Origin of the sequence: Streptomyces sp. NPDC017448 (genome assembly GCF_044330565.1) — a bacterium.
GTDB lineage: Bacteria > Actinomycetota > Actinomycetes > Streptomycetales > Streptomycetaceae > Streptomyces.
Genome location: NZ_JBIRLM010000002.1, coordinates 47,518 through 70,941, shown reverse-complemented (window position 1 = coordinate 70,941; position 23,424 = coordinate 47,518). Strand labels below are relative to the sequence as shown.

The following is a 23,424-nucleotide window of genomic DNA, read 5'->3' as shown; positions in this document are numbered from 1 at the left end:
CAGTCCGGCAGCGCCGCTATTGGGCCCAGTACGCCATGTGGGAGCTTGAGAGGAGGGCGACCCTTAATGCCTGAGAACGACAACGGCGAGGGCCGCCGTGCAGGAGACACGCAGGAGCCCGTCCTTGACCCGGGCGGCGGGCGCATCATGGGTGCAGGCAGCAACCACCTCCAACGCGCCATCGACGCCAACACCCGAGCCCAGCAAGCCCTGATTGCCGAACTCCGCAAGGAACGCGAAGAGCGCGGGCCGGGCAGGCAGAGCAGAGGACGGCGGCGCAGCACTGGCCGTGCTCGTACGACCTCGGTCACCCCCATGGGAACATCCGGTGACGGCGAGGCCGGAGAAGAGGAAGTCAGCGGACGGTGGACCGCTGAGACCGGGCGCTCCAGCTCCGGTGCCTCCTCGCGGGCTGGGTCGCGGACCGTCAGCGTTCCGAAGATGGCTGTGCCGTACCAGCAGACCTTCCAGGTGCAGCAGGAGCCGGACGGCGGTCGGACCGTCACCAGCTTTGACCAGGCGCCGCGCGGTGCCAAGGGCAGTTGGTCCCGCAAGCGCACCACCACCGTGGATGCGCGCGGGATGGTCACCCACGACGACTGGACCGAGCGACAGAGCGGGGACGGATTCACCGTCCCGTACAACTTGGCCGAGCTGCACCGATCCCGGCCAAGGCCGACCCGGTGGATCAACTCAGGCAACACCATCGACGCCTCCACCGGGTACTCCACCTACCGCAGTGACGGAGCAGCTGCGTACCGTGCGGAGTCCTCTGGGGCCGGTTCCAGGGTCTTCGTTGCCGGTACGAGCGGGCCTGCCTCGCTGCGGCGTCCAGGAGCAGCGCAGAGCGACACCTTCCGGCGTGCTGACGGTGGCTGGTCCTCCACGCGGTCCCGCACGGTGCCGCTTCCCGGCGGCCTGGAGCGGCACGAGACCTTCACCGAGGAGCACGGGGCGGATGGCAGCTCGGTACGCACCACCTCTGTGCGCGCCCCTCGGGACGACGGGCGTGGCTTCTCCACCCGGGTCCGTACGACAACGACGTCACGGGCTGGCGCAGTTTCCCGGTCCGAGCGCGTGCAGGATGATCTGACGGACCTGGACGACGACCGCAGCGACCAGTGGGACTCGAACCGCTTTCACGGCGGCTGGGGGCCCACGGGCGGTGGCGGAGGCGGCACGCCGTCCGGTGGCGCTCCTTTCGCTTGGCGGAATTTGGCGTTCAACGTCGGCCGGGGAGCGAACAAGCTGGGTTCCTGGGGCGGAGCCCTGGTCAAGATGGGGGTACCGCTAGACAATTACGCCCAGTGGGCCGCCATTGCCGGAGGCGGAATCGCGGGTACTGACGGGACGAGCGGCTCCTCGGTGAACCATCTCCGCAAGGCCATGTTCGGGTCTCTCGGAATGAACACCATCAACTGGGCGCAGAGCACACAGGATGCTTCCGCTGCCGCTTTCATCGCATCGCGGAACTCGGGTTTCACCGACCTGATGCCCGGATCAACATCGGCTGCGAACCCGCAGATGTCCCGGTACATGCAGAACATCAAGAATATGGCCTATCTGGACCCCACGGCAGACGCCAGCAGCCTGGCGGGAACCCTCGGGTCGATGACGTCAAACCGAGGCACATATGGTGCCATGATGTTCGGCTATCGCCCCATGCTCAGCCGAGGCGGGGGAGTGGACAGGGACGCCCTGGGATCGTTCACCGATTCAGTCATGCGGCGTACATTCCAGGGTAAGAACGCCATCGCTCCCGAGGAGCTCAAAGCATCCTTGGGACAGAACGGGTCGCTGCACGCGAACGTTCAAGCCTATGTGAATTCGGTCGGCGGAGACGCCTCGATGGTGAAGACCATCGAGGACTACATGACCGGGCGAAACACGGCGCAGAACAACGGGCTGTCCGGCAGTGAATTCGACCAACTGCTCTCTGAATACTCGGCTGGAGGGGCTAAGGGAAGCAAAGCAGAGGACCGGCTGAAAAAGTTCGGTGTCGCCAACAGCATCCTTCAATCTCAAAAGGACAAGGATGCGGCAAAGGCATCGTCGGTCAACGACCTTCTCGACCAGCTCGGCCCCGCTGTAAAGCTCGCCAACGAAGCTCTCGAAACCTTCCATAATTGGCTGAACCAAATCGTCAACACCCCGGGCATCAAGCATTTGCTGGGCAGCTCCCTGGGGTGGGGCAGCGTCTTCGGGCCTGCTGTGGGGTCCGCAGCAGGTGCCGCAGCCGGAATGAGCCTAGCCAGCAGTGGCGGCGGACTGCTCTCCGCCGCTGGTGGCCTTATGGGAATGCGGTCGCTGGCAGGAACCGGGGGGACGGCAGCTGCTGGAACGCGCGGTGCCGCGACGGCCCGGTTCGGCGGCGCTGCGGGCCGCGCTGGGCTCTGGGGGCTGGGAGCGCTGGCAGTCAACGGTGTCGGCGGCATGGTGGAGCAGAACGTGGAAAGCTCGGGCGGCCAGAAGGCCGTCAGCATCGCCACCAGCGGCGGCTCTGGGGCTCTGATCGGTGCCGGGATCGGTTCCATCGTTCCTGCTATCGGCACGGGTGTGGGTGCGGCTGTCGGCGGTGCCATCGGCCTCGGGTATGGCGCCTACCAGAACTTTGCGGGAAGCGGATCGCGCACCACCGGTAATGATGGTGTCGGTGGTGGGGACGGAAACAAGAAAGAGAAGTCCTCTCAGGCGAAGAACGGTTCTACCGTCTCCGGCAAATCTGCGGGCAGCGCCATTAACGCAGCTCTGGCGGAAGTCGGAAAGCCGTACCAATGGGGCGGTGTCGGGCCTGACGCATTCGACTGCTCTGGCCTCATGCAGCATGCCTACCGGAAGGCTGGCGTACGTATACCGCGCACATCTCAGCAGCAGATGGGCGTGGGAAAGCGTGTCAAGGATTTGAAGAGCGCCCGGCCTGGTGACCTGCTCTTCCCGAATCCGGGGCACGTCGTGATGTACCTCGGCAACAACAAGATCGTGGAGGCTCCGCGTACGGGGCTGAAGATCCGTGTTGTGCCTGCGTCCACGTACAGCAAGTATGAGGAGATCCGGCGTATCACTGGCGCTGTTGGTTCTTACGATTCCGACGGCGAACAGGATGACAACACTCAGCAGCCTCAAAGTGGCAACTCAGGGGGCGACAGCGGTTCCATGGTGCTGTCGGACTCCGTGGGTTCCACAGAGGAGGTCGAGGCGGTTACTTCGGCATTGTCCGGTGTACGGCACACCCTGCTGAACACTCCCATGGGTAGCTCCTCGGCTGGAAGCGAAGAAGCGGATAGCGGCGGCGAGGAGGGGGCTGGGGGAGCGGCGAGTATCGGAAGCTACAAGTGGGGGAAGATCGACGGAAAGTTCGAGGATATTCCGGCACCTCCCGGCTGGGTTCAGACCGCCATTAAGAAGGGTATGTCTGCCGCTGGCGTCTCGGGCGCCAAGTGGGCACGTGGGCTCGTCACCATTGCTTACCGGGAGTCCAACTACCGCAAGAACGCTGTGAATAACTGGGACAGCAATGCGAAGAATGGAACCCCCTCGAAGGGGCTGATGCAGGTAATCGGCCCGACGTTCAAGGCGCACCGAGCCAAGAGCCTTCCCAACGACCCGCTCAACCCTGCCGCGTCCGTCGCAGCCTCGGCCAATTACATCGAATCGCGCTACCGCGATATCAGCCGTGTGCAGCAGGCCGACCCGAACAAGTCGCGCAAGGGATATGACGTCGGTGCGTGGGAAATCCCTGAAGATCATGTAGCCAATGTGCACAAGGGTGAAATGATCATCGAGAAGCCGAAGGCCGACACCATTCGGGCCGCTCTTATGCGCGACGTGGTGAACATGAGGGACGCCAGCGGGGCCAGCGCCACCCCTGGAAGCCGCAGCGGGGTCACTATCAACTTCCATGAGGGTGCGGTCAACTTCACGGTCCAGGGGGCCATGAGCAAGTCCGCTGCCGTGGAGGCAGCCTCGGCCTTTGTCGGAGCATTGAACGCAGAGCCGAGAATGCTCCAGCTCGCGAAGGGAATCTAACCATGCCTATGCCGATCGCCAATCCACCCTTCGATTCCCGGGTAACCACCCTCACGAACCTGACTCCGGTGAACAACCACAACGCTTCGGGGATAGCTCGCGGTTTCATCATCCAGGACAAGGGGGTGGGCGACGTCCAGTACATGCTGAATTTCCTGTACAACCCGCCCGCCATCAAGGTAAGCCACCAAACAGACGTGACCAGCAGCGTGTCAATCACCCCCCAGGCATACCGCAATCCTCTGGATAAAGGGAACTGGAACATCCCTCTTTCGGCGTCGGTCTCGTTCAACCTGCTCTTTGACCGCACGTACGAGGTATGGGGCCGCTCAAAAGTATCCAACCCGGGAGACTTGACGGGCTGGACCCCGCAAGATCACGGCGTCTGGGTAGACGTTGCCGCGCTTTACCGTGTCGTTGGCATCTTCCAGCCGAAAGCGAACCGGGTAACCAACTCGGTGCTGCGCCCAGGAACAGTACGGCCGCCGTACGTCGACAACAGCAACGATTTCTTGCCGACACTCATATCCAATGGCGACGTGGGCCCTATGCCCCTCACGCCTGTCACCGCAATGTTCGGTGGTGTTCACTCCCTCGCCTACCATGGATACATCAGCTCAATCGAGCTGGACTGGACTCACTTCTCCCAGATGATGGTCCCTATGCGATGCGTCGTCGGTATATCCATGAACCTCATGTCGCAAAACTCCTGGGACTCCGACTACTCCGACGTCGAAACCGCAGAGTAGGAAGGACAGAAATGACCATCCGGGCAGACTCCCGCTATGCGAACCACGAAACAAGCCTCATCACCGGCCGAGACGGCATCACGCGTGAAACGCTCATGCCCCGGCGGCCTCCGTCCATCAGCGCCACCGTGGCCGATTACACCTGGCGCGAGAATGACCGTCTGGACGTACTGGCGGCAAAACAGTTCGGAGACGACACCATGGGCTGGGTAATCGCTCAAGTGAATCCAGAAGTCATGGACTGGCTAGCCGTATCCCCCGGAACCTTGATCAGGCTGCCTCGTGGCACCGCGTAGCGCATGGAGTCCCTGGGTGCGAGTCCAGCGCCCCGAGGTACTGCTCCAGTCCATGGTCCTATCTCTGGATGTCCACCGTGAAGACGGAATGCACGAGTGGGCGCAAATCACTGTGCGCTATTTCCTGTCCGACTCCTTCCGAGTAGTGGTCTCAGGACTTCCCCCCTCCCTCTGGTGGGCGGAGAACACGGCAGTACGTATTCTCTACGGGCCCACCCCGGGTATCTCTCGCGAATTCGTCGGCTACGTCGTTTCTCCAGAACTTCTGCTTACCTCAGGACAACCGCACTTTGCAGGAGGACAGACGATCGACGTGCGCTACACGCTCCTGGGCGCGACCAAGCACATGCAGTCCGCGCGCCAGCGCACCTGGCGCACCTGCACGGCGGCGTACATGGCGCGGCAGATAGGGCAGGAGGCCGGTATGGCTGTGCTGGCTCCCGACCACGCCCGGCTCTTCGGCGTGCGGCAACAGGCACTTCAGTCGGACTTCAGTTTCTTGCAGAACAGGGCGGAAGAGATCGGGTGGCGGCTCGCTATGTCCGGCACGCTGCTGACCCTCACCGATCCCCGGCAGCCACTGGAGCGGTACGAACCCCGCTTCGAACAGCACCAGATGCCCGGTCGGCAGGACACAATGACCGCGTTCCAAGCCGTGTCTGGCGAGACCGACCCCTCCGGCTCTGTTCGCGCTCACCACACTTCCATGGGACTTTCCCCGGCCGGACAGATCTCAGCCGCCGCATACAGCGCGCCGCGTTGGGACCTCGTGAGCAGCGAGACCGTCCCCGCCCAGGTGAGCCGGTTCGACACGAAGCAGGTGGTGCAGTCCTACACGGACGCGGCCTCCGTAGTTCAGGCTGCCGCGAGCCGCGACTTGTGGTGGGTGCGGGGGAGCGCCACCGTGGACGGCGACGTCCGGCTGGGACCGGGATGCGTCGTCCAGCTGGGCGGAGCCGCTCTCACACGGCAGTACCAGGGACGGTGGATGGTATTGAGCGCCCACCACCGCATCACCGTCAACCACGTGGACCGGACACGGTCGACGTTCCACACCGATGTAGAGCTTGGTCGGGATCAGCCGACCAGCCTAACCACCCTTCCTACCGCAAGCCTCCCCGTCACAGAGAACGCCTTGGTCGGCGGCCGGTGGAATGCCCGCAGGAGGCGCGCATGAGCACGGAGGGGTTGCGGCAGGCCCGTGTAATCAGCACGGCCGACCCGTTGAACCACGGTCGCGTCCGCCTGCAAGTGCCCCAGGTATCCGGATCGGCGGCAACCGGGTGGGCGCCCCCGATTCAGTCAGGGGGACGAATTCCGGCAGTGGGGGAAACCGTGTGGGTGGCCTACCAGGGAGGAGACGCCTCCTACCCTGCGTACATACCGCCGCTCCCAGCCCCTCCCGTTCCCCCGGAACCATTTGCCCCGCTCGTATCCCAGCAGGTGTCCGAGCCGTCGTACAGCCCGACGTCGACCTGGGTTGCTTTTACCGAAGCCCAGTGGCCCTCGCTCTCTTTCACTGTGCCGCCGAGCGGTCTTTTCTGGGTCACGATCAGCGGACGTATTCGGAATATCAACGGTGCGGAAAGTACCGTCTGGATGACATGGAAGATTACCGGGGAACATGAAGAGGGCCCGACGGACCGGTGGGGGCTGACCAGCGCTAACTCAGCCAGGCAGCAGGCGAGCCACCGGTATCTTGTCTCCACCGTTGCTGCGGGAGCTGCTATCACGGTAGTTCCGCACTGGAACGTATCCTCATATTCGGCAGGTAATGTCCTCGTGCAGCACGGACACCTCTACATCGAACGAGTAGGGCACAGCTGATGCGCCAAATGGCAATTCCTTTCAGGATCGGTCCGGACGGTGCAGTCGCTACGGTGACAGATCCGGTGAAGTCGCTTTCGGAGCGGGTACGAGCACTCGTGGCCACGCTTCCTACCCAGCGCGTTATGCGTGCCAGCTTCGGAGTCCGCACCATCGACGTGCTGTTCGCCTGGGACGCCGTCGCCGGACAGGCTCAGCTGGAGCAGATGGTGGCGGAGGCAGTGGCTATGTGGGAACCGTCCGCGCGCCTCGCCTCGGTCGAGCCCATCCTGAGCTCCGACGGCGCTCAGATCATCGGGGTGAATGTCGATATCTCCGCTGGCGACCCAGTACAGGCGGCATCCGCTACCCAGTATTCGGTACGCATCGGAAGCGATGGCGATGTACGCCGCATAGGCTGAACTACCCGATGCCATCGCCCACCTCGTAGAATTGGCCTGCCGGATACATTTCCCGGATCTTGCCAGTACAGGAACTGAGGAGCGGCGTGACAACACCACCCCCGATCGACTACACAGCCAAGGACTTTCGCGGGTTTCGTGAGGCCATGCTCTCTTACGCGCGCACGGCCATTCCGGAATGGACGACCCGTAATCCGGCAGATTTCGGCGTCGTCATGGTGGAGCTGCTCTCCTACTGCCTGGATACACTGTCCTACTACCAGGACCGGCTGGTGGGAGAGGCATATCTTGGTACCGCCACCCAGCGTTCGTCTGTCCTGGATATCGCTCGACTGCTCAGCTATACCCCGTACCCCGCGCAAGCAGCCACCGGGACAGTATCGCTGCGCAGCGACGAGACTCAGCTGACCCCGGTAACCATTCCTGTCGGTACACAGTTCATCACCACCTTCCAGGACGACCTGCAAGGCCCGCTGATCTTTGAAACCACACAGGCTGCCTCGGTCCCTCCCAGCGGAGGCGTGGCCGACGTTCCCGTAGTGGAAGGGGCGACGCAGGAAACCTCCACGATTACCCTTACGCGGCCTGACGCTAGCGACCAGACCATTTCCGTGGTCGAGCTCGCGGTATCCGATGGAACGGCAGACCAGCGCTTCACCGTTCCGAGCAAGCCGGTCGATCTGTCCACCGTGCGCCTCTTCGCTGTGTACCCGGGCGCACCTGTGGAATGGGTTCTCACCTCCTCGCTCCTGGACGCCACTTCGGACGACCGCGTATTCGAAGCGAACGTGGAAGCAGACGGATCTGTGGTTCTGCTGCTGGGCGACGACGTCAACGGAGCTGTTCCCGAGGCAGGAATTCCGCTGATGCTGTCCTACCGTGTGGGAAGTGGAAGTCGCGGTAATCTCGCGGCGAACGAGCTGGTTGACGTGGCTTCAGTGATTCCAGGCGTCAGCGTCTTGTCCAGCAGCGAAATGAGCGGGGGCTGGGACGCCGAAAGCACCGACAGCATCCGACGTAACGCGTCCCGGGCCTGGGGAACACAGAACCGTGCGGTCACAGTCCGGGATTACAGCAGCCTGGCCCTAGCGGTACCCGGGGTGGACAAGGCCAGCGCGCTCGCCGGGTCGTCCTCGCTCATCACTACCTTCATTCTGGGAGCGCTGAATTCTGCTCCGTCCCAAGGGCTGCTGGAAGCCACAACCCGGCACCTCCAGGCGCGGGCAATGGCGGGTACTGCGGTGACGGTCCAAACGGGGACACTCATTCCCGTAGCGTTCGGCACTCCCTCGAACCCCGTCGTGGTGGGCGTCATGCCGCAGTACCGGCGTGCAGACACGCAGCTTCTGGTCACGCAGGCCCTCCAGGAGCTCCTGGCGCCGTCCAGGACGACGTTCCGGCAGCGCATCACCATCGCAGACGCCTACGCGGCTGTACACGGCCTTCCTGGGGTCCTGTACATCCAGATCCCGGTCATGGCGCGAGCCGACCAGGTGCAGACCGGGACTGCCGACGTGCTGTGCAGGGAGTGGGAGGTCCCGGTGGCAGGAACCATCAACATCAGCGCAGTGGGCGGAGTCTGACCATGGCAGCCAACTATCCGACGATCGTGCGGCGTTTCACCGACCACAAGGACGGCACCGAGTACGTCATGGCTGCACACATGAACGGTGTGCAGGATGAAATCGGTGCTATCCAAGGAACCCTTGGGATTAACCCCCACACGTACACCCGGGCGAATGGCACTACGGTACGGTACCCCACGGTCGTTGCCCGGCTTAACGCTGCACAGCAGAAAATCGACGAGCAGCAGCGCATCATCGATACCCTGCTTGACGCTTCCAAGAATGGCTGGAGTCTTCCCATCGCGAACGTATTCGCGTCAGGAACAGGGATTCCTCCGACCAAGTCGAACAACCACGTGGCCTACCCCACCGACTGGTACAAGGTGCGCTGGACCAGCAAGGTGCTCGACACAGACGGAGCCTACTCGCCCGGGTTCTACGTCACCATTCCCAAGGATGGCTGGTGGATTGTCACCTCTACCACGACCATGCGTAATCCGGTCGGCAGCGTAGATGTGGAGCATAACGTCTGGGTACGCCTGAAAATCGATGGGATCAGTACGCAGTCCTTCCCCTACGAGATCGCGAAGGGGGAATCCAGCGTACCTATGCGGTCCGGCGGGTGGCACAGAATGTCGGCCTCCTGCGGTGTGCACCTCTTTGCCGGGGACCGTGTGTATCTGGAAGTCCGCCACGACTACATCGCCCAGGACCCAGCGCCGATCAACAAGCAGACGCTGAGTGCCGCCGCGCGTATGCAGCTGACCTATATCCGGGCGCTACCTGGAAGTGTGCCGACGATGACGGCATTCTACCTCCCTGACGAGCTCGACCCGGAAAACTAGGCTCGGAGAACTTATGGCTACCTATGCTCTTTCCCTGTACGGGGAGGACTTCTACGGCGCGGACGTCTACGTCTCTTACTCCGTGGAACCCATGGATGCCCGACAGACGGGCTACGGGGAAATCACCGTCACGTGGGTAACGCCAGTAAGTGTGCAGAACTGGGGCGAGCTTCGACTTGTACGGAACACTTCGGGCTTCCCCGTATCCGAGGACGATGGGGACACGGTTCTCCAGTTCAACGCGCAGGCGCCACAGAACTCCTTCACGGACTCCGGACTGACCGGGGGAAAGTTCTACTACTATTCGGTGTTTCTCTCCAGCGAGTTTCAGCAGTACTCGTCGACCGCGACCTACCAGCCCGGAGACACCGTGTCTTACGGCGGTTTCCGCTGGACTTGTACGACCTCCAACGTGATTGGAGTAGCCCCAGGCACGGGTGTTGCACAGTGGCAGATCACGCAAGTGCGCTCGGCATGGAACCGCGCGGGCCAGGCGGCAAGTCTGGCCGTCCGGGACTACGGCTACCGCGACCTTCTGTACCAGCTCATTCCGACGGCTTACGCGACGGCACAGACAGAGGTATCAGCACCTCAAGATCCGACGAACGACGTCTTCTACCGGTACATGTCCGTACTGGCCTGGGGCCTCTCGATCACCCGAACCGAGCTGGGAGAACAGCAGAACCTGCATCGCGTCTCCAGCATGCCTCTCTCCCGGCTGGAGCTGCTGGCCAGTCAGCTTGGTGTCTCCAATGAAGCCTCGGTCACGCCACGGCTGCGCCGCTACCGCGTGGAGCATGCAGCGGACTTGGGGCAGCGGAGGGGAACCCTGGAGTCGGTCAAAGAAACCATCTATGACCTGACCGGCTACGACAGCGACATCAGCATAAGCCGCAACTTGATGCTGGACGCCGACCAGGCAGAGGCGTACTACCCCCGATGGAGTAGCTGGGACGCGTCTATCAATTACCAACCCGGCGCCGTGGTTCAGTACGGGGACTACCTGTACAGCGCCAAAAGCGCGACCGTCAGGGAAGAAGCTGAACTCCTGCCGATCACGCTGTCCGGAGTCCCGTCCTACGTTATTCAGGAGAAAAGCTCCGGAAGTCAGGACAGCAACCAGCAGGTGCTCTTCAGGAGTAATGCCATCAATCAGGCTGCCTCGCTCACCTTTACCGTCCCCGCTACCGGCCCATACGACCTCGCCGTAGGTATGACGAAATCCTACGATTACGGAATCGTCAGGTTCGAGGTCGACGGGCAGAGCGTGCACGCGTCGAAATGGGCACCCATCCCGTTGTACTTCGACGGATACGCCAAGACCCCGTCGCCCGCCACCAGCATTCTGCTCGGGACGTACACACTGACGGCGGGAACGCACACCATAAAGTTTGTTGTCGCTCGCAAGAACGGGAACTCCGGCAAGGACCCGAAGTCTGTGAACAACGGCTACCAGATGGGGGTCGACTTTCTCTCGTACACTCCGTCAGGAGCTAACACGGGAGTTGGCGTAGCGCCCAGCGGAACGACTGCGAACAATGCGTTCTGGACCCGGTACACAGCCGCACTTTCCAATGCGTTGGACAACCATCTGACCGGCGGCGTCTCATCGTGGGAGCAGGTTTCCTTTACGGCGGGAGCCAACCCTAGCAATGACAATGTAGAAGTCCTGTCCGGATATCAGCAACTCTCTGGCGGAGGCGACTTCACACGGAACATCCTCCGCACAAAGAATGGAACCGGAGTATCGGCAACTCTTGGCGTCCACTCCATACCGCGCGCGATGGTAACCCCATGGAACGAAACAACGGTGTACCAGCGCAACGCATACGTCTCGCACGGGGGGCGCAACTATCTGGCCTTGATTCCCAGCGTAGGGGTATCTCCTGATGTCGACCGTACGTACTGGACTCCGGAAACCATTTCCACCACCGGAGCAGACCGCTACTTGGTCACCTCGTACGGCATTCCCCTGGCCGCCAACCGGGTATGGTCACCCGGGATCGCGTACAACGCAGGCGACACCGTAGAGTTCCGGTCCCAGTTGTTTCGCGCCTCAACGGCCAACAAGAATGCGTCGCCGTCCGCTGCCCTCGGAGACAATGCCGAGTGGGCATGGGTCGGACCCGCACAGTCGGCCTACAGCGCGTCTGCGTGGACCTCCCGGCTATCGGGATCGGGAAGCCCTACCCGGTCAATGTATATCGAGTGGTATGACCAGGTGGGCAACTTGATCTCCACCATCACTCCCGCGACTTCCTATGCCCCGCTCCACGTGCCCTTCACTCGGGCTGCTTCCGACTATCTTGCAGACCCCCTTGCTGCTGGAGACCTCTACGGGCGAACCTGGTCAAAGGTCGGTACAGACACGCCGCGTGCGGGCTCTGGAATGCTTTACTGGGCAACCCGGAACTCGAATCAGAACGCGGAGGGCCGCCACCTGGTGTTCTCCTTCAACGTGGCAACCGGAATTAGCCTTGGTCTCACTTTCTCTACGGAGCCGCCTCCCGGGACCGAGCACGGGCTTGTCTTCCGCAGCTCGAATTCGCTGAACTGCTGGACGGTCTCTCGTACACGTATTGCCAAGATGGTCTCCGGTACCCTCACCACTATGGCTTCATGGGCACCCCTGCCGGACGGATCGCGCATCCGCGTAAACCTGAACGGATCTTCCATCCAAGTTCTGCGGTATCAGGGTGCTGGGCTGGCACCTGTTCAGCTGGGGTCCGTAACAGACGCGTTCAATTCAACTGCCACCAATGTGGGATTCTTCGAGCGGAGCTACTGATGGCAGGTTTTCTTACCGCATCCGGTGACGCGGTATCAGCGGCACCGTCGGCACTGATCACCACCAAGCGAGCGGCAGAGCTCGCCGCAACCGGCGCAGCCAAGTCCTCAGGTTCGGCCAGTCTGATGCGCACGCTCCCAGCAGGAGGACTGACTGACTTCGGCCTGTGGGAGAGCCCGCTGCCCGACCCGGTAATGACGCGGGACATCACTCCGGTAGGCACTGGTTCGGGTACTGACGTGGTCGCCTCCCGGACGTTCCTTTCCGCGACGGCGCCCAAAGAGTACAACCCCTCGGGGCAGCTTCCTCTTTGGAATTCTGCGGCATACGCGGCTGTGGGGATCAAGTGGGCGAACATGCCCAGCGCGCAGACTCATGCCTTTTCGCAGGTGCAGTTCGAGGAGGTCAATCTTGGGAACCGGCTTCCCTGGGCAGCCACATCCTGGGAAGAGGCACCCGCCTACACCGCGCACGAGCTGAGCTACTTCTGCACGGTATCCCGCTCCTCGGAAGCTGCCTATTCAGGTAAACACAGCGGCAAGATTGTTTACACAGGTCATTCGCAACCGAACGGCATCTGGGGCTATGGAATTGTTCCCATCTCTCGTGTGGGAATGACACCGTGCTCCGAAGGTGAGCGTGTCGGCGGGTCCGTCGCAGTCAAGATGGAACGCCAGGCATGGTGGACCGTGGGCATCATGTTCTTCGACGCTAACTTCCAACAAGTCGGAGAATCCGCCTGGTGGTACAGAACCCAGAGCAAGCATCCTGGCGGGGGCGAATGGGCGGTAAGCGTCGCGCAGTACTTCACCGCTCCAGCTGGCACCGCCTGGGTAGCCGCTGTTCCTCGTATTTCAGTGAACTCCAGCTGGGACGCCCGGGACAACGTCGCGCCGGTAGGCGAGGTGGTCTACACGGACATGCACCGAATCTGGACCTATCCGTACTACGTGTTCGGAAAGCCCACGCCGTACACCCCGCCGCGCAAGCTAACCATTGACGTCAAGGCCACCCGGGTCAACCTGGTCAACAATCCGTCGATAGCTACGGCGTCCTCGGGCTGGGGGTCGTCGGGGTACGGATCAGCACCTTTCCCTGGTTCCTACGACGCCACCGTAGGCAGGGGAAAACCAGGAAGCTACCGGTTCTCAATGCCAGCAGACCTGACGCCCTTCGGTGTCAGTCCACTTATGGGCTGCGGGCTGCTGACTACCTGGACTACCGCATCCGTTGGTGGTTTCGGCAGGAAGCCGTCCACGGTGTACACAGCCAGCATCTATGTGCGCCTCGGACCGAACTGCCCGAATGTCTCACTGGCCTTGGACAGTCCGGTCATCGCCGGAGTGACTTCTACGGATTCAGCAAGAGCAGAACACCCTGAACTCATCGAAGGGGAATGGATTCGCCTATGGGCGACCTACATGACCGGCCCCAACGAGGCAGGCCCTGTGGTTCTCGCCGTCCGACTCAGCTCCGAGGAGGCGCAAGCAACCGGGGTAGGGGCGCTGTTCTGGGTGGATGATGCGCTGACCGAGGAAGGAGCGGCGCTCAACCCGTATTTCGACGGGAACTCCCCGGGTGCCGATTATCTTTGGGCCGGGACGGAAAATTTTTCTTCCAGTCACTACTACCGGGGCTTCCGGGCTAACCTGTATCGACTGAATGACATCGCCCGATCTGCTCTGCCACATGGGATGCAGGTCGAACTTCGCTACGCTCAGCCGCCCTTGTAGCCCTGGGGGAGTCATGGATTTCTTGTTTACCGTGCTGGCCGTCTTCTGGGCGGTACATCTGGTCTGCGCTCTGCTGCCCTGGTCTGTCCCGCCTACCCTGCTTGGGCTTGTTATGGGCGGTTTCGCCGTCGCAGCGACCACGGTGCCGGAGATGTGGCTGCGGGGTGCGGCGGTGGCTGGGCTCCTTCTGCTCCTGGACCAGGTGGTGGCCTCAGCCGGTCCGGCTGCGGTTTCCCGGCGGCCGGGAGCCCGGGGGCTTCCTCGCATCTAAGTCGCGACTTAATTGGCATCTAAGTAGCTACCGAGTAGTCTTGTGCTGCCGCCGCTGATCAGCGTCGCGACCACACAGGAGTGCCCGTGCCCAGAGACCTCACCGTGGCCTTCGCTGGCCACGCTCCCACCAGCAAGAGCAACGTCACCGCCCTGCTTGGAGACTTCCTGCACCTGGCCTCCCCGGACGCGCAGGGCTACTATGAGAAGCCCGAACGCTGGGGCGAGATCCTTTTCTACGTGCTGGCGACCGAAGCCACACTCCCCGAGGGAGTCAAGCACTCCCTCAACTTCGCGCTCAGCGTCGAAGAGGCCAAGGTCTACCTCGTGGTCCCCAACGCCCTAGGGGACGCGCTGGACTCGTACGGCGAGTACGTCGACTCCATCTTGCGCTTCGATGACCCGCTCACCGAGCTCGTGGACATCCTCAGCGACCAGCCCCGGCCGCATCTCTGCGTCAGCTGGGATGAGTCCGACCCCGACGACGAACAGCTCATCAACCTAGCTCACCAGTATCCCGCGATCCGCGTGAGCGACCTTGTGCAGGGCCTTGTCTCCATCGTGCCGGACACGGAGGAAGCAGAGACGGAAGAGGAGCAGGCAGAGGAGCCCCAGGAGACCCCGCCTGCCACAGCTTCCAAGGCCCAGGCGCCTGCGGAGCTCGACGAGAAGCCGAAGGAACTCGACGAGAAGCCGTCGGCTGCTGCGGCGGAAGGCCCTTCCACTCTGGAGGGGGAGGTCGCCGCCGCTCATCGAGCTGTAACGCAGAGCGCGCTCGTGGTGGGGCAGGTGGAGGTGAGCTCGGAACTGTTGCGGGAAGTGCACCATGCTCTGAACGCGGCGTACGACTACTTCAGCGCGATCGATCTCTCCAACGCGCGGAAGAACCTGGCCGACGGCCTCCTGTACAGTCCGCTCACTGTCGCGCTCCATACCCAGATGCAGGCTGTCAACGCCCTCCTGAGTACCTCCGAGCCTTACCGGGAAGCGCCCGCCGCCTCCGGTGCCGCAGACAAGCCGAAGCCCGCCGGAAAGCCGGTCAAGGTGATCTGGGACGAGACAGCGCAGGAGTGGAAGAAGGCCGGACGCGGGCGTCCCCGAGCCGGTGTGCGTACCGGGCTGATGGACGCAGCCGGAACCGTCGTAGAAGACTAACACGAAGGGCCCCTGAAGAGGGAATCTTCAGGGGCCCCGAAACGCAACTCACCAATGAGGTAAACGATACATGAGCTTCCCTGCAAAGGCTACCCGGAAAGACCTTCTAGAACGCGGGTGGTACGTCGTCACAGACGTGGGAACCGCGTTCCTCGGACTTTCTGGGCGCGCACACGACCTGCTGATCGTGATCAAGCACCTGCAAGGCGACAAGGCTGACGCATTCCCCACACAGCGCCAGCTTGCAGAATCCATGAAAAAGTCGGTCCGCACGATCCAACGCACGCTCGACGAACTCGTCAGCAAGGGGGCCCTGGCCCCCCGTCGTACAGGAAGAGCCAACCGATACTCAGTAAACTTCTGCCACGCGACGATCGACGAAATCCGTATTCTGCTCAGCGGCAACGTGATCATTCCGGCGGAACTTGTCACCTCTGATACGACAGGAAGCGTCGCATCAGATACGCCCGAAACTGTCGCCTCCTCTTCCTATAAAGAACCACCTTTCCAGAGCCAGAACAACAACCCTCTCCCTTCGGGAGAGGCAGCGGCCCAGAAAGCCCAGCAAGGAGGCAGCATGAGCTGGAAGCGGAACTCTGCTCAGGACGACGAGGAATTCAACCCCGGTACTGCGCTCGGCCTGTGGTCCTCTCAGGAAATCCCCGACGACACCGACGATCCTGCGGCACTCTTCCCGGCCCCCCGCAGCACCACACAAGCTCGCCGGTCCGGCCCGACGCAAGCCCAGCTGGATACCCCCTACGCCCTGGCCACGGAACTTGACCACCTTCTGCACCAGCAGCCCGCCAAGGCAGGACCCGCACCGGTAAACCGCGCCGGACTCGCCCGGAACATCGCCCAGTGGAAACGAGATGGCATCACCGCTGAGCAGATCCGCAGCATGATGGCCACCTTCATCGCCACCCCGGCTCTGCACCGGCCCGACAGAGCCCCGTGGATCAACTTCGTCGCAGCCCGCTATCAGCTTCTGACGATCGCACGCAAAGCGGTTGAGGCAGACGCCCTGGAGACCTCCCGAGACAACGCGGAGACGTACTTCCTGGGCTCCCTCGCCCCCCAGCCCGCCCCGGATGCGCACGACGTGGACCAGGACATCGCAGCCTGGAACGCCGCATGATCGACGAGCGAATCGACTACGCGCGCCGCTGGCGACGGTTCAACCTGCCCGTCCAGTACCAAGGACTACGGCTTACGCAGTCACAGATGACCGGGGACAACCGAAACGCTCTCCTGCAAACGCAGCAGCTCATCACCACCTGGGCCGAACGGTACGCTCCCACCGCGACCGGCGAACGTCCCGAGCTCCTTGGTAAAGGACTCGTTCTCGGAGGCAACCCCGGAACGGGCAAGACCCGCATGGCCTGCGCCGCCCTCACCGAAGTTCACTACCAGACAAACCTGTCCGGACTGTTTCTTCCCGTCACCGGATACTTTGCGGCAACCAAAGACCAGCAAAAATTCACCAACCTTGCCGAAAAATTCCGAAACGAAGAAGCTCTCGCCCGCGTACTCAAACTCCAGGAACTCCTGGACCGCGTCATGAAAACCCCTCTACTGGTCTTCGACGACATGGGCAAGGAATACAGCGCCGCCTCCGGCTGGGTCGGCACAGAGATCCACCGAATCCTCCGCACCCGTTACGTACATGGCCTCCCCACCATCATCACCAGCAACCTTCCCCTGGAAGAGTGGAAGCGCTACGACGCCGCGCTCTTCTCCTTCCTGAAAGAGGCATACGACCTCTGTTCCATCGGCGGAAAGGACTGGCGCCGTGCATAAAGGTGACCTGAGCAACGACTTCCAGCCCTGCCTCCTCGTGGTATTCGAGGGACTACTCGGCATCCCGTCCCGAGACCCCAGCACCAGGCGCCGATGGATACGCAAGCCCACACCACGCGAACTAGTCGCTGAGTACATGATCAACATGCTGCTCCTGGCCAAAATCCAGCACACCCCCTACCCGGTGGAAGTCGTAACCTTCCTGGGATCAGAATTCCCAGAGCCCATCGAAACCCGCCTCGAATTCCACCACGCACTGGTACGCCGTGTCTGGAACACCACTCCACAAGAGCTCGCCCGCGTCCACATCACACGCCCGGACGTAGCCGCCATCTACGACCCCGACCACAACCGAGCCTTCGCCACGTACGGCAGCCTGGGACGCCACCTGCTCCCCGAAAACGCAGCACACCTGGGAGAGCAGTGACTACCACAACCGAACCACAACTGCTGGACATCGAACACCGCATCATCTGCCGCGTCATCGCAGAACCCGGCGACTGGACCGCCGTCGCCAACGCCCAGATCACCGAAGAATTCTTTGAAAACCCCAAGCACCGTCGCGTATGGCACGCCATCACCGACTTCCACCGAGAATTTCAAAGCGTTCCGACCCTCGCCATCCTCCGGCAAGACTTCCCCCGCGAGACCTACCGCTTCCTCCAAGTCGACGAACCCATCGACTACCTCATCAACGAACTCCAGACAGCCCGAAAATCCGCAATTTTCGAACTCGCCCTGGAAGCAGGCTCCACCGCCTGGGAGGCCAACGACCTCACAGCAGTCGAGCTCGCCCTCAACGCCGCCGTCGCCGCCGTCCACCGCGCCGTCCCCATCGCGGACGACATGGACCTCACCAAGACAGCCGACGAACGCCTTGCCTGGTACCTCCAGCGACAAGACGCAGACGATGGCCTCGTAGGCATCAGCACCGGCTTCACCAGCCTCGACCGAGCCACCAGCGGACTGCAACCTGAGCAGCTCGTCACCTTCACCGGCTACGCCAAGGCCGGAAAGAGCTTCCTCATGATCGACGTCGCCCGAGCCGCGCACCTTTCCGGCGAGCGCCCCCTCTTCATCGGCTTCGAGATGAGCAACCGCGAGCAGGGAGAGCGCTTCGACTCAACCCGAGCGGGCGTCTCCCTCACCCGGCTACGCGACGGCACCCTCTCCGAGGCCGAATGGGAAAAGCTGGAGCGCGCTGTCCGATCCATGGAGGACATGCACAGCTTCGTTCTGTCCGCAGATCGCTCCAGCACCATGACGCTCTCCGGGATCGCAGCGAAACTCGACCAGATCAAACCCACGATTCTTTTCGTCGACGGCGTCTACATGATGGATGACGAAAACGGCGAGGCCAAAGGATCGTCCCAGGCGCTTACCAACATCACTCGCGGCTTCAAGCGCATGGCCCAGAAATACAAGATCCCCATCGTCATCTCCACCCAGTCCCTCGAATGGAAAGGCGACCGGAAACGCGGACTCACCCGCGCAGCCATCGGATACAGCAGCAGCTTCATCCAGGACTCGGACGTCGTCATCGGTGTAGAGGCATCCGAAGAAGACCCCACACTACAGATCATCAAGATTCTCGCCAGCCGAAACTGCCCACCGCTGGACTTCTACATCCAACGAGACTGGGACAAGGGCACGTCCAAAGAGCTCGACTACAACCCATTCGAATCCGACGGCCCGGAGGACGACGATGACTTCGGGGCGTTCTAGGAAGTTCAAAAGAGGGTGGCTGGAAGTGCGGGAATACCCCATTCCCGCCGACATCCCAGCAGCACTGGCGGACCTGGGTATCCAAACCTTGCGTCTCGTCGGAGAAGAGGCGACCGGGAAATGCCCGATGCACGTGGAACGCACCGGGAAGGAAGACCGGCACCCTTCCTGGTCCTGCAACACCGAAACAGGAGTCTTCAACTGTTTCAGCTGCCGCTATACCGGCCCCTTCGTGCAGCTAGTAGTCGACGTACTGGGGGGTTCCTGGGACGACGCAGTAATCTGGGTCCGCCAACGGGGTGGAATTGAGCGCGTCAACCAGATTCTAGGAAGAGGCAAATATCTCAAGGAGTTGGTGGAAGAGGCTTCTGTCCCGCTGATAACGGAAGCAGATTTGGCTCTGTACACCACGCCACCCCGGCACGCACGTATCGAGAGGGGACTCACGGAAGAAGCCTGCGCGCACTACGGAGTGCTCTGGGACTCTACCCGAGATATGTGGATCACCCCTATCCGGGACCGAAGCGGAAAGCTACTCGGGTGGCAGGAGAAGAACAAACGGCACTTCCGGAACTGCCCGGACTCCATCGAGAAGAGCAAATACCTCTTCGGCTTCCACAAATTTAGAGGAGGAGTGGCCGTCCTTGTCGAATCCCCTCTCGACTGCCTGCGCCTTCTATCGGTAGGCGTCGAGAACGCCGTCTCCTCGTACGGTGTCGCGGTTTCCGACTGGCAGATGCAGCTCCTCTTCGAATATGCAGACCTTGTTGTACTGGCACTGGATAATGACAGTGCAGGGTGGAAATCTGCACAACAACTGAAACTCCGGTACCGAGGAATGGGACGGAGGCTGGCCTTCTACAACTACGGGCAGAGCACAGCCAAAGACCCCGGAGCTCAGTCCGGAAAAGAGATCCGATTCGGCGTGGACCACAGGCTCTCGCCGCTAAGAGTGAGGTTCCCTAGCTGATGTTTGTAGGCGAGTTGCGGCCCTACCAGGACGAGGCAGTCGACCGCATGGTGGAGCGCGGCTCACTTCTGCTTGCGTACGGACAGGGCCTGGGCAAGACCGTCGTGACCATCGCCGCCACCGAGGAACTCATGGGGGAGGGCGAGGTCACCACCACACTCATCGTGGCTCTGTCCTCCCTCAAGCTCCAGTGGGCCCAAGCGCTGGCCACGTTCACTGACGTCCGCACCCGATGGATCAAGGTCAAGGACCAGCACATACGCGTACCGGCCGAGGACCAGTGCGTGATGCTGGACGGCTCACCAGAAAAGCGTGCGAAGCTGTACCGTCAGATCAGGGAAACCCAGCCGGAATACATCATCGCGACCTACGACAACGTCATTGATGACTGGGCTCAGATCAGACAACTCGACGTTCAATGCATCGTGGTAGACGAAGCCACCCAGGTAAAAGGCTTCAAAGCCGAAAGGTCAAAGAAGCTGAAGCGAATGTGGGCGCCATTCCGGTTCGCCCTCACCGGCACACCCATCGAGAACGGAAAGCCCGAAGAAGTCTTCAGCATCATGGAATGGGTTGACCCCGACGTATTCGGCCGCTGGGACACGTTCGACGAAACCTACGTGGAACGCAATCACTTCGGCGGTGTCGTCCGCTACAAGAACATGAACGAGTTCCACGCCACTCTTTCCACAGCCATGATCCGCAAAACACCGGAAGACCCCGAAGTCGCCCCCTTCATGCCCAAGGTCGCCTTCTCCGAGCGCAAGGTGCAGATGGACTTCCCCACTCGCAGGGCATACCGCCGCATCGCCCAGGACTTGGCGGAGGAACTCGAAGCGGCAGGAAAGCGAAAGGGAACCTTTGACCTTGCCGCCTACTACGCCGGAAGTAAGCAGCCCGACGAAAAGTCCGCGCAGGGAAAGATCATGGCGAGGATGCTCGCGGCTCAGATGCTCCTTGACCACCCGGACCTCCTGCGCAAGAGTGCGCAGGACTTCGAGGAATCCGAACGAGCCCGCCAGGAAGGAGCCCGGAAAGCCACCTGGCCCGGCTCCAAGTACGCCTACGAGGCAGTCGAAGCGGGCTACCTCAACGGAGTGCACACCACACCCAAACTCGACGCTGTCATCCAGGAGATTCAGGAGATCCTGGAACAGGACCCCGCCCACAAGGTCATCGTCTTTTCCTTCTTCCGAGGCATGGGCCACCTGCTCCAGGAAGCCCTTCCCGAGTACGGCAGCGTCGTCTTCCACGGACAGCTCACACAGACCGGCAAGGCAGCGGCCAAAAGCAAGTTCACCCAGTCTGCTTCCTGCCGCCTCTTCCTCGCCTCAGACGCGGGCGGCTACGGCCTCGACCTCCCCGAGGCCAGTCACTTGATCAACGTCGACTATGCCGTCTCCGCCGGAGCCCAGGACCAGCGCAACACGCGCCACCGCCGTACCTCCAGCACGTGGAAGACCATCTACGTCATCGACTTCCTGATGGAAGGAACGCTGGAAGAACGCAAGCGAGAGCAGCTCGGTCTCAAGCGCCGGGTCGCCTCAGCGGCCCTCGACCGCAAGGGCGCCAGCGCATCCGGCGAGATCGACAACAACGTGGAGACGCTGGGGGCCCACCTGGGCAAACACCTCAACCGTGCCGCCGCCTGACCTCGCGCCAGGAAGGGAGCGCCCCAGCAGACGGGCCAGTGACGCGCCGCCGGATCAACCAACTCTGTCGAGAAGAGTGTGGCCCAAGCTGTACAGAGAATCCCTGGTCAGCACGCCCAGGTGACGCGGTGACAGCTTCCTAGTGAACTATGTAGCCACTTAGTTGGCATCTAAGTGGCTACCATGTAGGCTGGGCGCATCGCGGAGACCGGATACGGCGGCTCTTCCCGTATCCGGTCTCCTGCCAGCTGTAAGGAGCTGCCTGCATGTCTATGGACCTTGATCCGACAGCGGAGAAAGTGCGGCAGTGGGCGCTACTGCGCCAGCAGAACAAGCTGCTGACTACCCGTATGAACAAGTTGAGGGATGAGCTCATGGAAGTCATCCTCCTGCGCGGCGACCAGGACGAGAAGGGCAGCACCCGCCTGTCCCTAACCTCCCCCGTAGTGGTGGGCGAAAAGACCTACGATGAGCTCAAGCGCGAAGCGCGTATCTCCACAACCCTCAACGAAGACCGTGCGCTAGCGCTTGCCGTCGAAAAGAACATCCAGGCTGAAGTGGTGGTCCAGGTTCCCACCATCGACATGGACGCCCTTTACGAGGCACATGCCAGCGGCAAGGTCTCGGAAGAGGAGATTGACTCGCTCTTCGATACCACGGTCAACTATGCATTCAAGCTGCGAGATGACTGATGGATTGGGAGCGGAACTTCTCGACGCTGGCTGAGGAGTACTATCCCGGCAGTAGTAAGAAGATCGGCCGCCCTCGGTCAGAGCCTCCTCTGCGAACTCCCGAGAATGACTGGTCTTCCAGCCCGCGCATCTACTCGGTTGACGGAGTGGATTACGAGTTCTTCTCCATCGGAGACCTTGCAGCCGCACTGAACCGTAGGCCGGGAACCATTCGTCTCTGGGAGAGACAGGGGCATATTCCGCGCGGAATGAGATCCCCCTCCTCGCACACCGATAAGCGACAGCGAATCTACACCCGGCCTCAGGTCGAAGGTATCAGGCGAATCGCTGAAGAAACGGGGATTCTCCATGAAGCCCGGCCGCGAATCGAGCAGACCAACTTTCGCTCGCTCGTTCTTGATCTCTTTCTGGCGCTGGCTCGCCAGCCTCTGAACGGCGCTGTTCCTGCTACCCCTGAGGAAGCTCCGTGAAATACCGCCTCGCAACTGTTGAACGCGTAAATGTCGGAAACTACGAGTACGTAGAAATCAATGGCGGTGTGGAGTTCGACACCGACGACATTCCGCCGGGAGTAACTCCCGCCAAGTTCGCCCGCGATGAGCTGGACACCTTGCTGAACCCGCACCGTCGGCGGGCCCTCGCATTCGTTCCCACCGACGAAGCATCCTTCATCACCGAGCATCCCGCCCTGGAGCGCCCATGAGCACAACTGCCCGCCGCCGTCGGCCTGATGACGTCTACGAGGAGGAGGAAACTCCCCGTCGCCGCCGTACCACGGACGAGGACGTTGAGGAGGCCCCTCGCCGCCGTCGGCGGCCCGTCCAGGACGACGAGGACGAGGACGTTGAGGAGGCCCCTCGCCGCCGTCGGCGGCCCGTCCAGGACGACGAGGACGAGGACGTTGAGGAGGCCCCTCGCCGCCGTCGGCGG

Annotated in this window: 20 protein-coding genes and 1 pseudogene; all 21 read left to right on the top strand. The window is 61.9% G+C overall.

The genetic code is table 11. The annotated features are described in order from the left end of the window. Positions 1–66 precede the first annotated feature (66 nt). The gene (locus tag ACH4K1_RS04915) at positions 67–4,026 is read left to right on the top strand and encodes an NlpC/P60 family protein (protein WP_398086740.1); all 3,960 of its coding nucleotides are present in this window, start codon (positions 67–69) and stop codon (positions 4,024–4,026) included. Between the two features lie 2 nt (positions 4,027–4,028). Further along, a complete protein-coding gene (locus ACH4K1_RS04910; RefSeq protein WP_398086738.1) occupies positions 4,029–4,775 on the top strand; it encodes a hypothetical protein in 747 nt (248 codons plus the stop codon). A gap of 11 nt (positions 4,776–4,786) precedes the next feature. Beyond that, positions 4,787–5,071, top strand: coding sequence for a hypothetical protein (locus ACH4K1_RS04905; protein ID WP_398086737.1), 285 nt, complete (start codon positions 4,787–4,789; stop codon positions 5,069–5,071). A gap of 16 nt (positions 5,072–5,087) precedes the next feature. Then, a complete protein-coding gene (locus ACH4K1_RS04900) occupies positions 5,088–6,248 on the top strand; it encodes a hypothetical protein (RefSeq protein WP_398086735.1) in 1,161 nt (386 codons plus the stop codon). Further along, a complete protein-coding gene (locus ACH4K1_RS04895; protein WP_398086733.1) occupies positions 6,245–6,898 on the top strand; it encodes a phage baseplate assembly protein V in 654 nt (217 codons plus the stop codon). Before ACH4K1_RS04900 ends, ACH4K1_RS04895 begins: the two co-directional genes overlap by 4 nt. Continuing rightward, a complete protein-coding gene (locus ACH4K1_RS04890) occupies positions 6,898–7,299 on the top strand; it encodes a GPW/gp25 family protein (RefSeq protein WP_398086731.1) in 402 nt (133 codons plus the stop codon). The genes ACH4K1_RS04895 and ACH4K1_RS04890 overlap by 1 nt, the downstream gene beginning before the upstream one ends. An 86-nt stretch (positions 7,300–7,385) precedes the next feature. Beyond that, positions 7,386–8,882 (top strand): baseplate J/gp47 family protein, encoded by a 1,497-nt coding sequence (locus tag ACH4K1_RS04885; protein WP_398086730.1) that lies wholly within the window; start codon positions 7,386–7,388, stop codon positions 8,880–8,882. A 2-nt stretch (positions 8,883–8,884) separates the two neighbouring features. After that, positions 8,885–9,709, top strand: coding sequence for a hypothetical protein (locus ACH4K1_RS04880; RefSeq protein ID WP_398086728.1), 825 nt, complete (start codon positions 8,885–8,887; stop codon positions 9,707–9,709). 13 nt (positions 9,710–9,722) lie between these two features. Beyond that, positions 9,723–12,497 (top strand): phage tail protein, encoded by a 2,775-nt coding sequence (locus ACH4K1_RS04875; protein WP_398086726.1) that lies wholly within the window; start codon positions 9,723–9,725, stop codon positions 12,495–12,497. Then, complete coding sequence (locus ACH4K1_RS04870; protein ID WP_398086725.1) at positions 12,497–14,230, top strand: hypothetical protein; 1,734 nt, start codon at positions 12,497–12,499, stop codon at positions 14,228–14,230. The genes ACH4K1_RS04875 and ACH4K1_RS04870 overlap by 1 nt, the downstream gene beginning before the upstream one ends. Before the next feature lie 357 nt (positions 14,231–14,587). After that, positions 14,588–15,655: a hypothetical protein gene (locus ACH4K1_RS04865; protein ID WP_398086723.1), complete on the top strand. Its 1,068-nt coding sequence runs from the start codon at positions 14,588–14,590 to the stop codon at positions 15,653–15,655. A 70-nt stretch (positions 15,656–15,725) separates the two neighbouring features. Then, the gene (locus tag ACH4K1_RS04860) at positions 15,726–16,793 is read left to right on the top strand and encodes a helix-turn-helix domain-containing protein (protein ID WP_398086721.1); all 1,068 of its coding nucleotides are present in this window, start codon (positions 15,726–15,728) and stop codon (positions 16,791–16,793) included. Continuing rightward, entirely contained in the window at positions 16,790–17,455 is a 666-nt protein-coding gene (locus ACH4K1_RS04855) for an ATP-binding protein (protein WP_398086719.1), read from the top strand. The genes ACH4K1_RS04860 and ACH4K1_RS04855 overlap by 4 nt, the downstream gene beginning before the upstream one ends. Before the next feature lie 136 nt (positions 17,456–17,591). Further along, positions 17,592–17,882, top strand: a complete 291-nt coding sequence (locus ACH4K1_RS04850) for a hypothetical protein (RefSeq protein ID WP_398086718.1) — start codon at positions 17,592–17,594, stop codon at positions 17,880–17,882. After that, positions 17,879–19,180 carry a DnaB-like helicase C-terminal domain-containing protein gene (locus tag ACH4K1_RS04845; RefSeq protein ID WP_398086717.1) on the top strand — a complete coding sequence of 434 codons (1,302 nt, stop codon included), beginning with the start codon at positions 17,879–17,881 and terminating at the stop codon, positions 19,178–19,180. The genes ACH4K1_RS04850 and ACH4K1_RS04845 overlap by 4 nt, the downstream gene beginning before the upstream one ends. A gap of 25 nt (positions 19,181–19,205) precedes the next feature. After that, complete coding sequence (locus ACH4K1_RS04840; protein WP_398086715.1) at positions 19,206–20,150, top strand: toprim domain-containing protein; 945 nt, start codon at positions 19,206–19,208, stop codon at positions 20,148–20,150. Further along, a complete protein-coding gene (locus ACH4K1_RS04835) occupies positions 20,150–21,802 on the top strand; it encodes a DEAD/DEAH box helicase (RefSeq protein ID WP_398086713.1) in 1,653 nt (550 codons plus the stop codon). Before ACH4K1_RS04840 ends, ACH4K1_RS04835 begins: the two co-directional genes overlap by 1 nt. 266 nt (positions 21,803–22,068) lie before the next feature. Further along, entirely contained in the window at positions 22,069–22,494 is a 426-nt protein-coding gene (locus ACH4K1_RS04830) for a hypothetical protein (protein WP_398086712.1), read from the top strand. Then, positions 22,494–22,964, top strand: a complete 471-nt coding sequence (locus ACH4K1_RS04825) for a MerR family transcriptional regulator (protein WP_398086710.1) — start codon at positions 22,494–22,496, stop codon at positions 22,962–22,964. The genes ACH4K1_RS04830 and ACH4K1_RS04825 overlap by 1 nt, the downstream gene beginning before the upstream one ends. Continuing rightward, on the top strand, positions 22,961–23,197 hold the full coding sequence (locus ACH4K1_RS04820; RefSeq protein ID WP_398086708.1) for a hypothetical protein: 237 nt from the start codon (positions 22,961–22,963) through the stop codon (positions 23,195–23,197). Before ACH4K1_RS04825 ends, ACH4K1_RS04820 begins: the two co-directional genes overlap by 4 nt. Next, positions 23,194–23,424 (top strand): annotated as a pseudogene (locus tag ACH4K1_RS04815) (hypothetical protein); the annotation flags it as partial. The gene ACH4K1_RS04820 and the pseudogene ACH4K1_RS04815, both read left to right, overlap by 4 nt.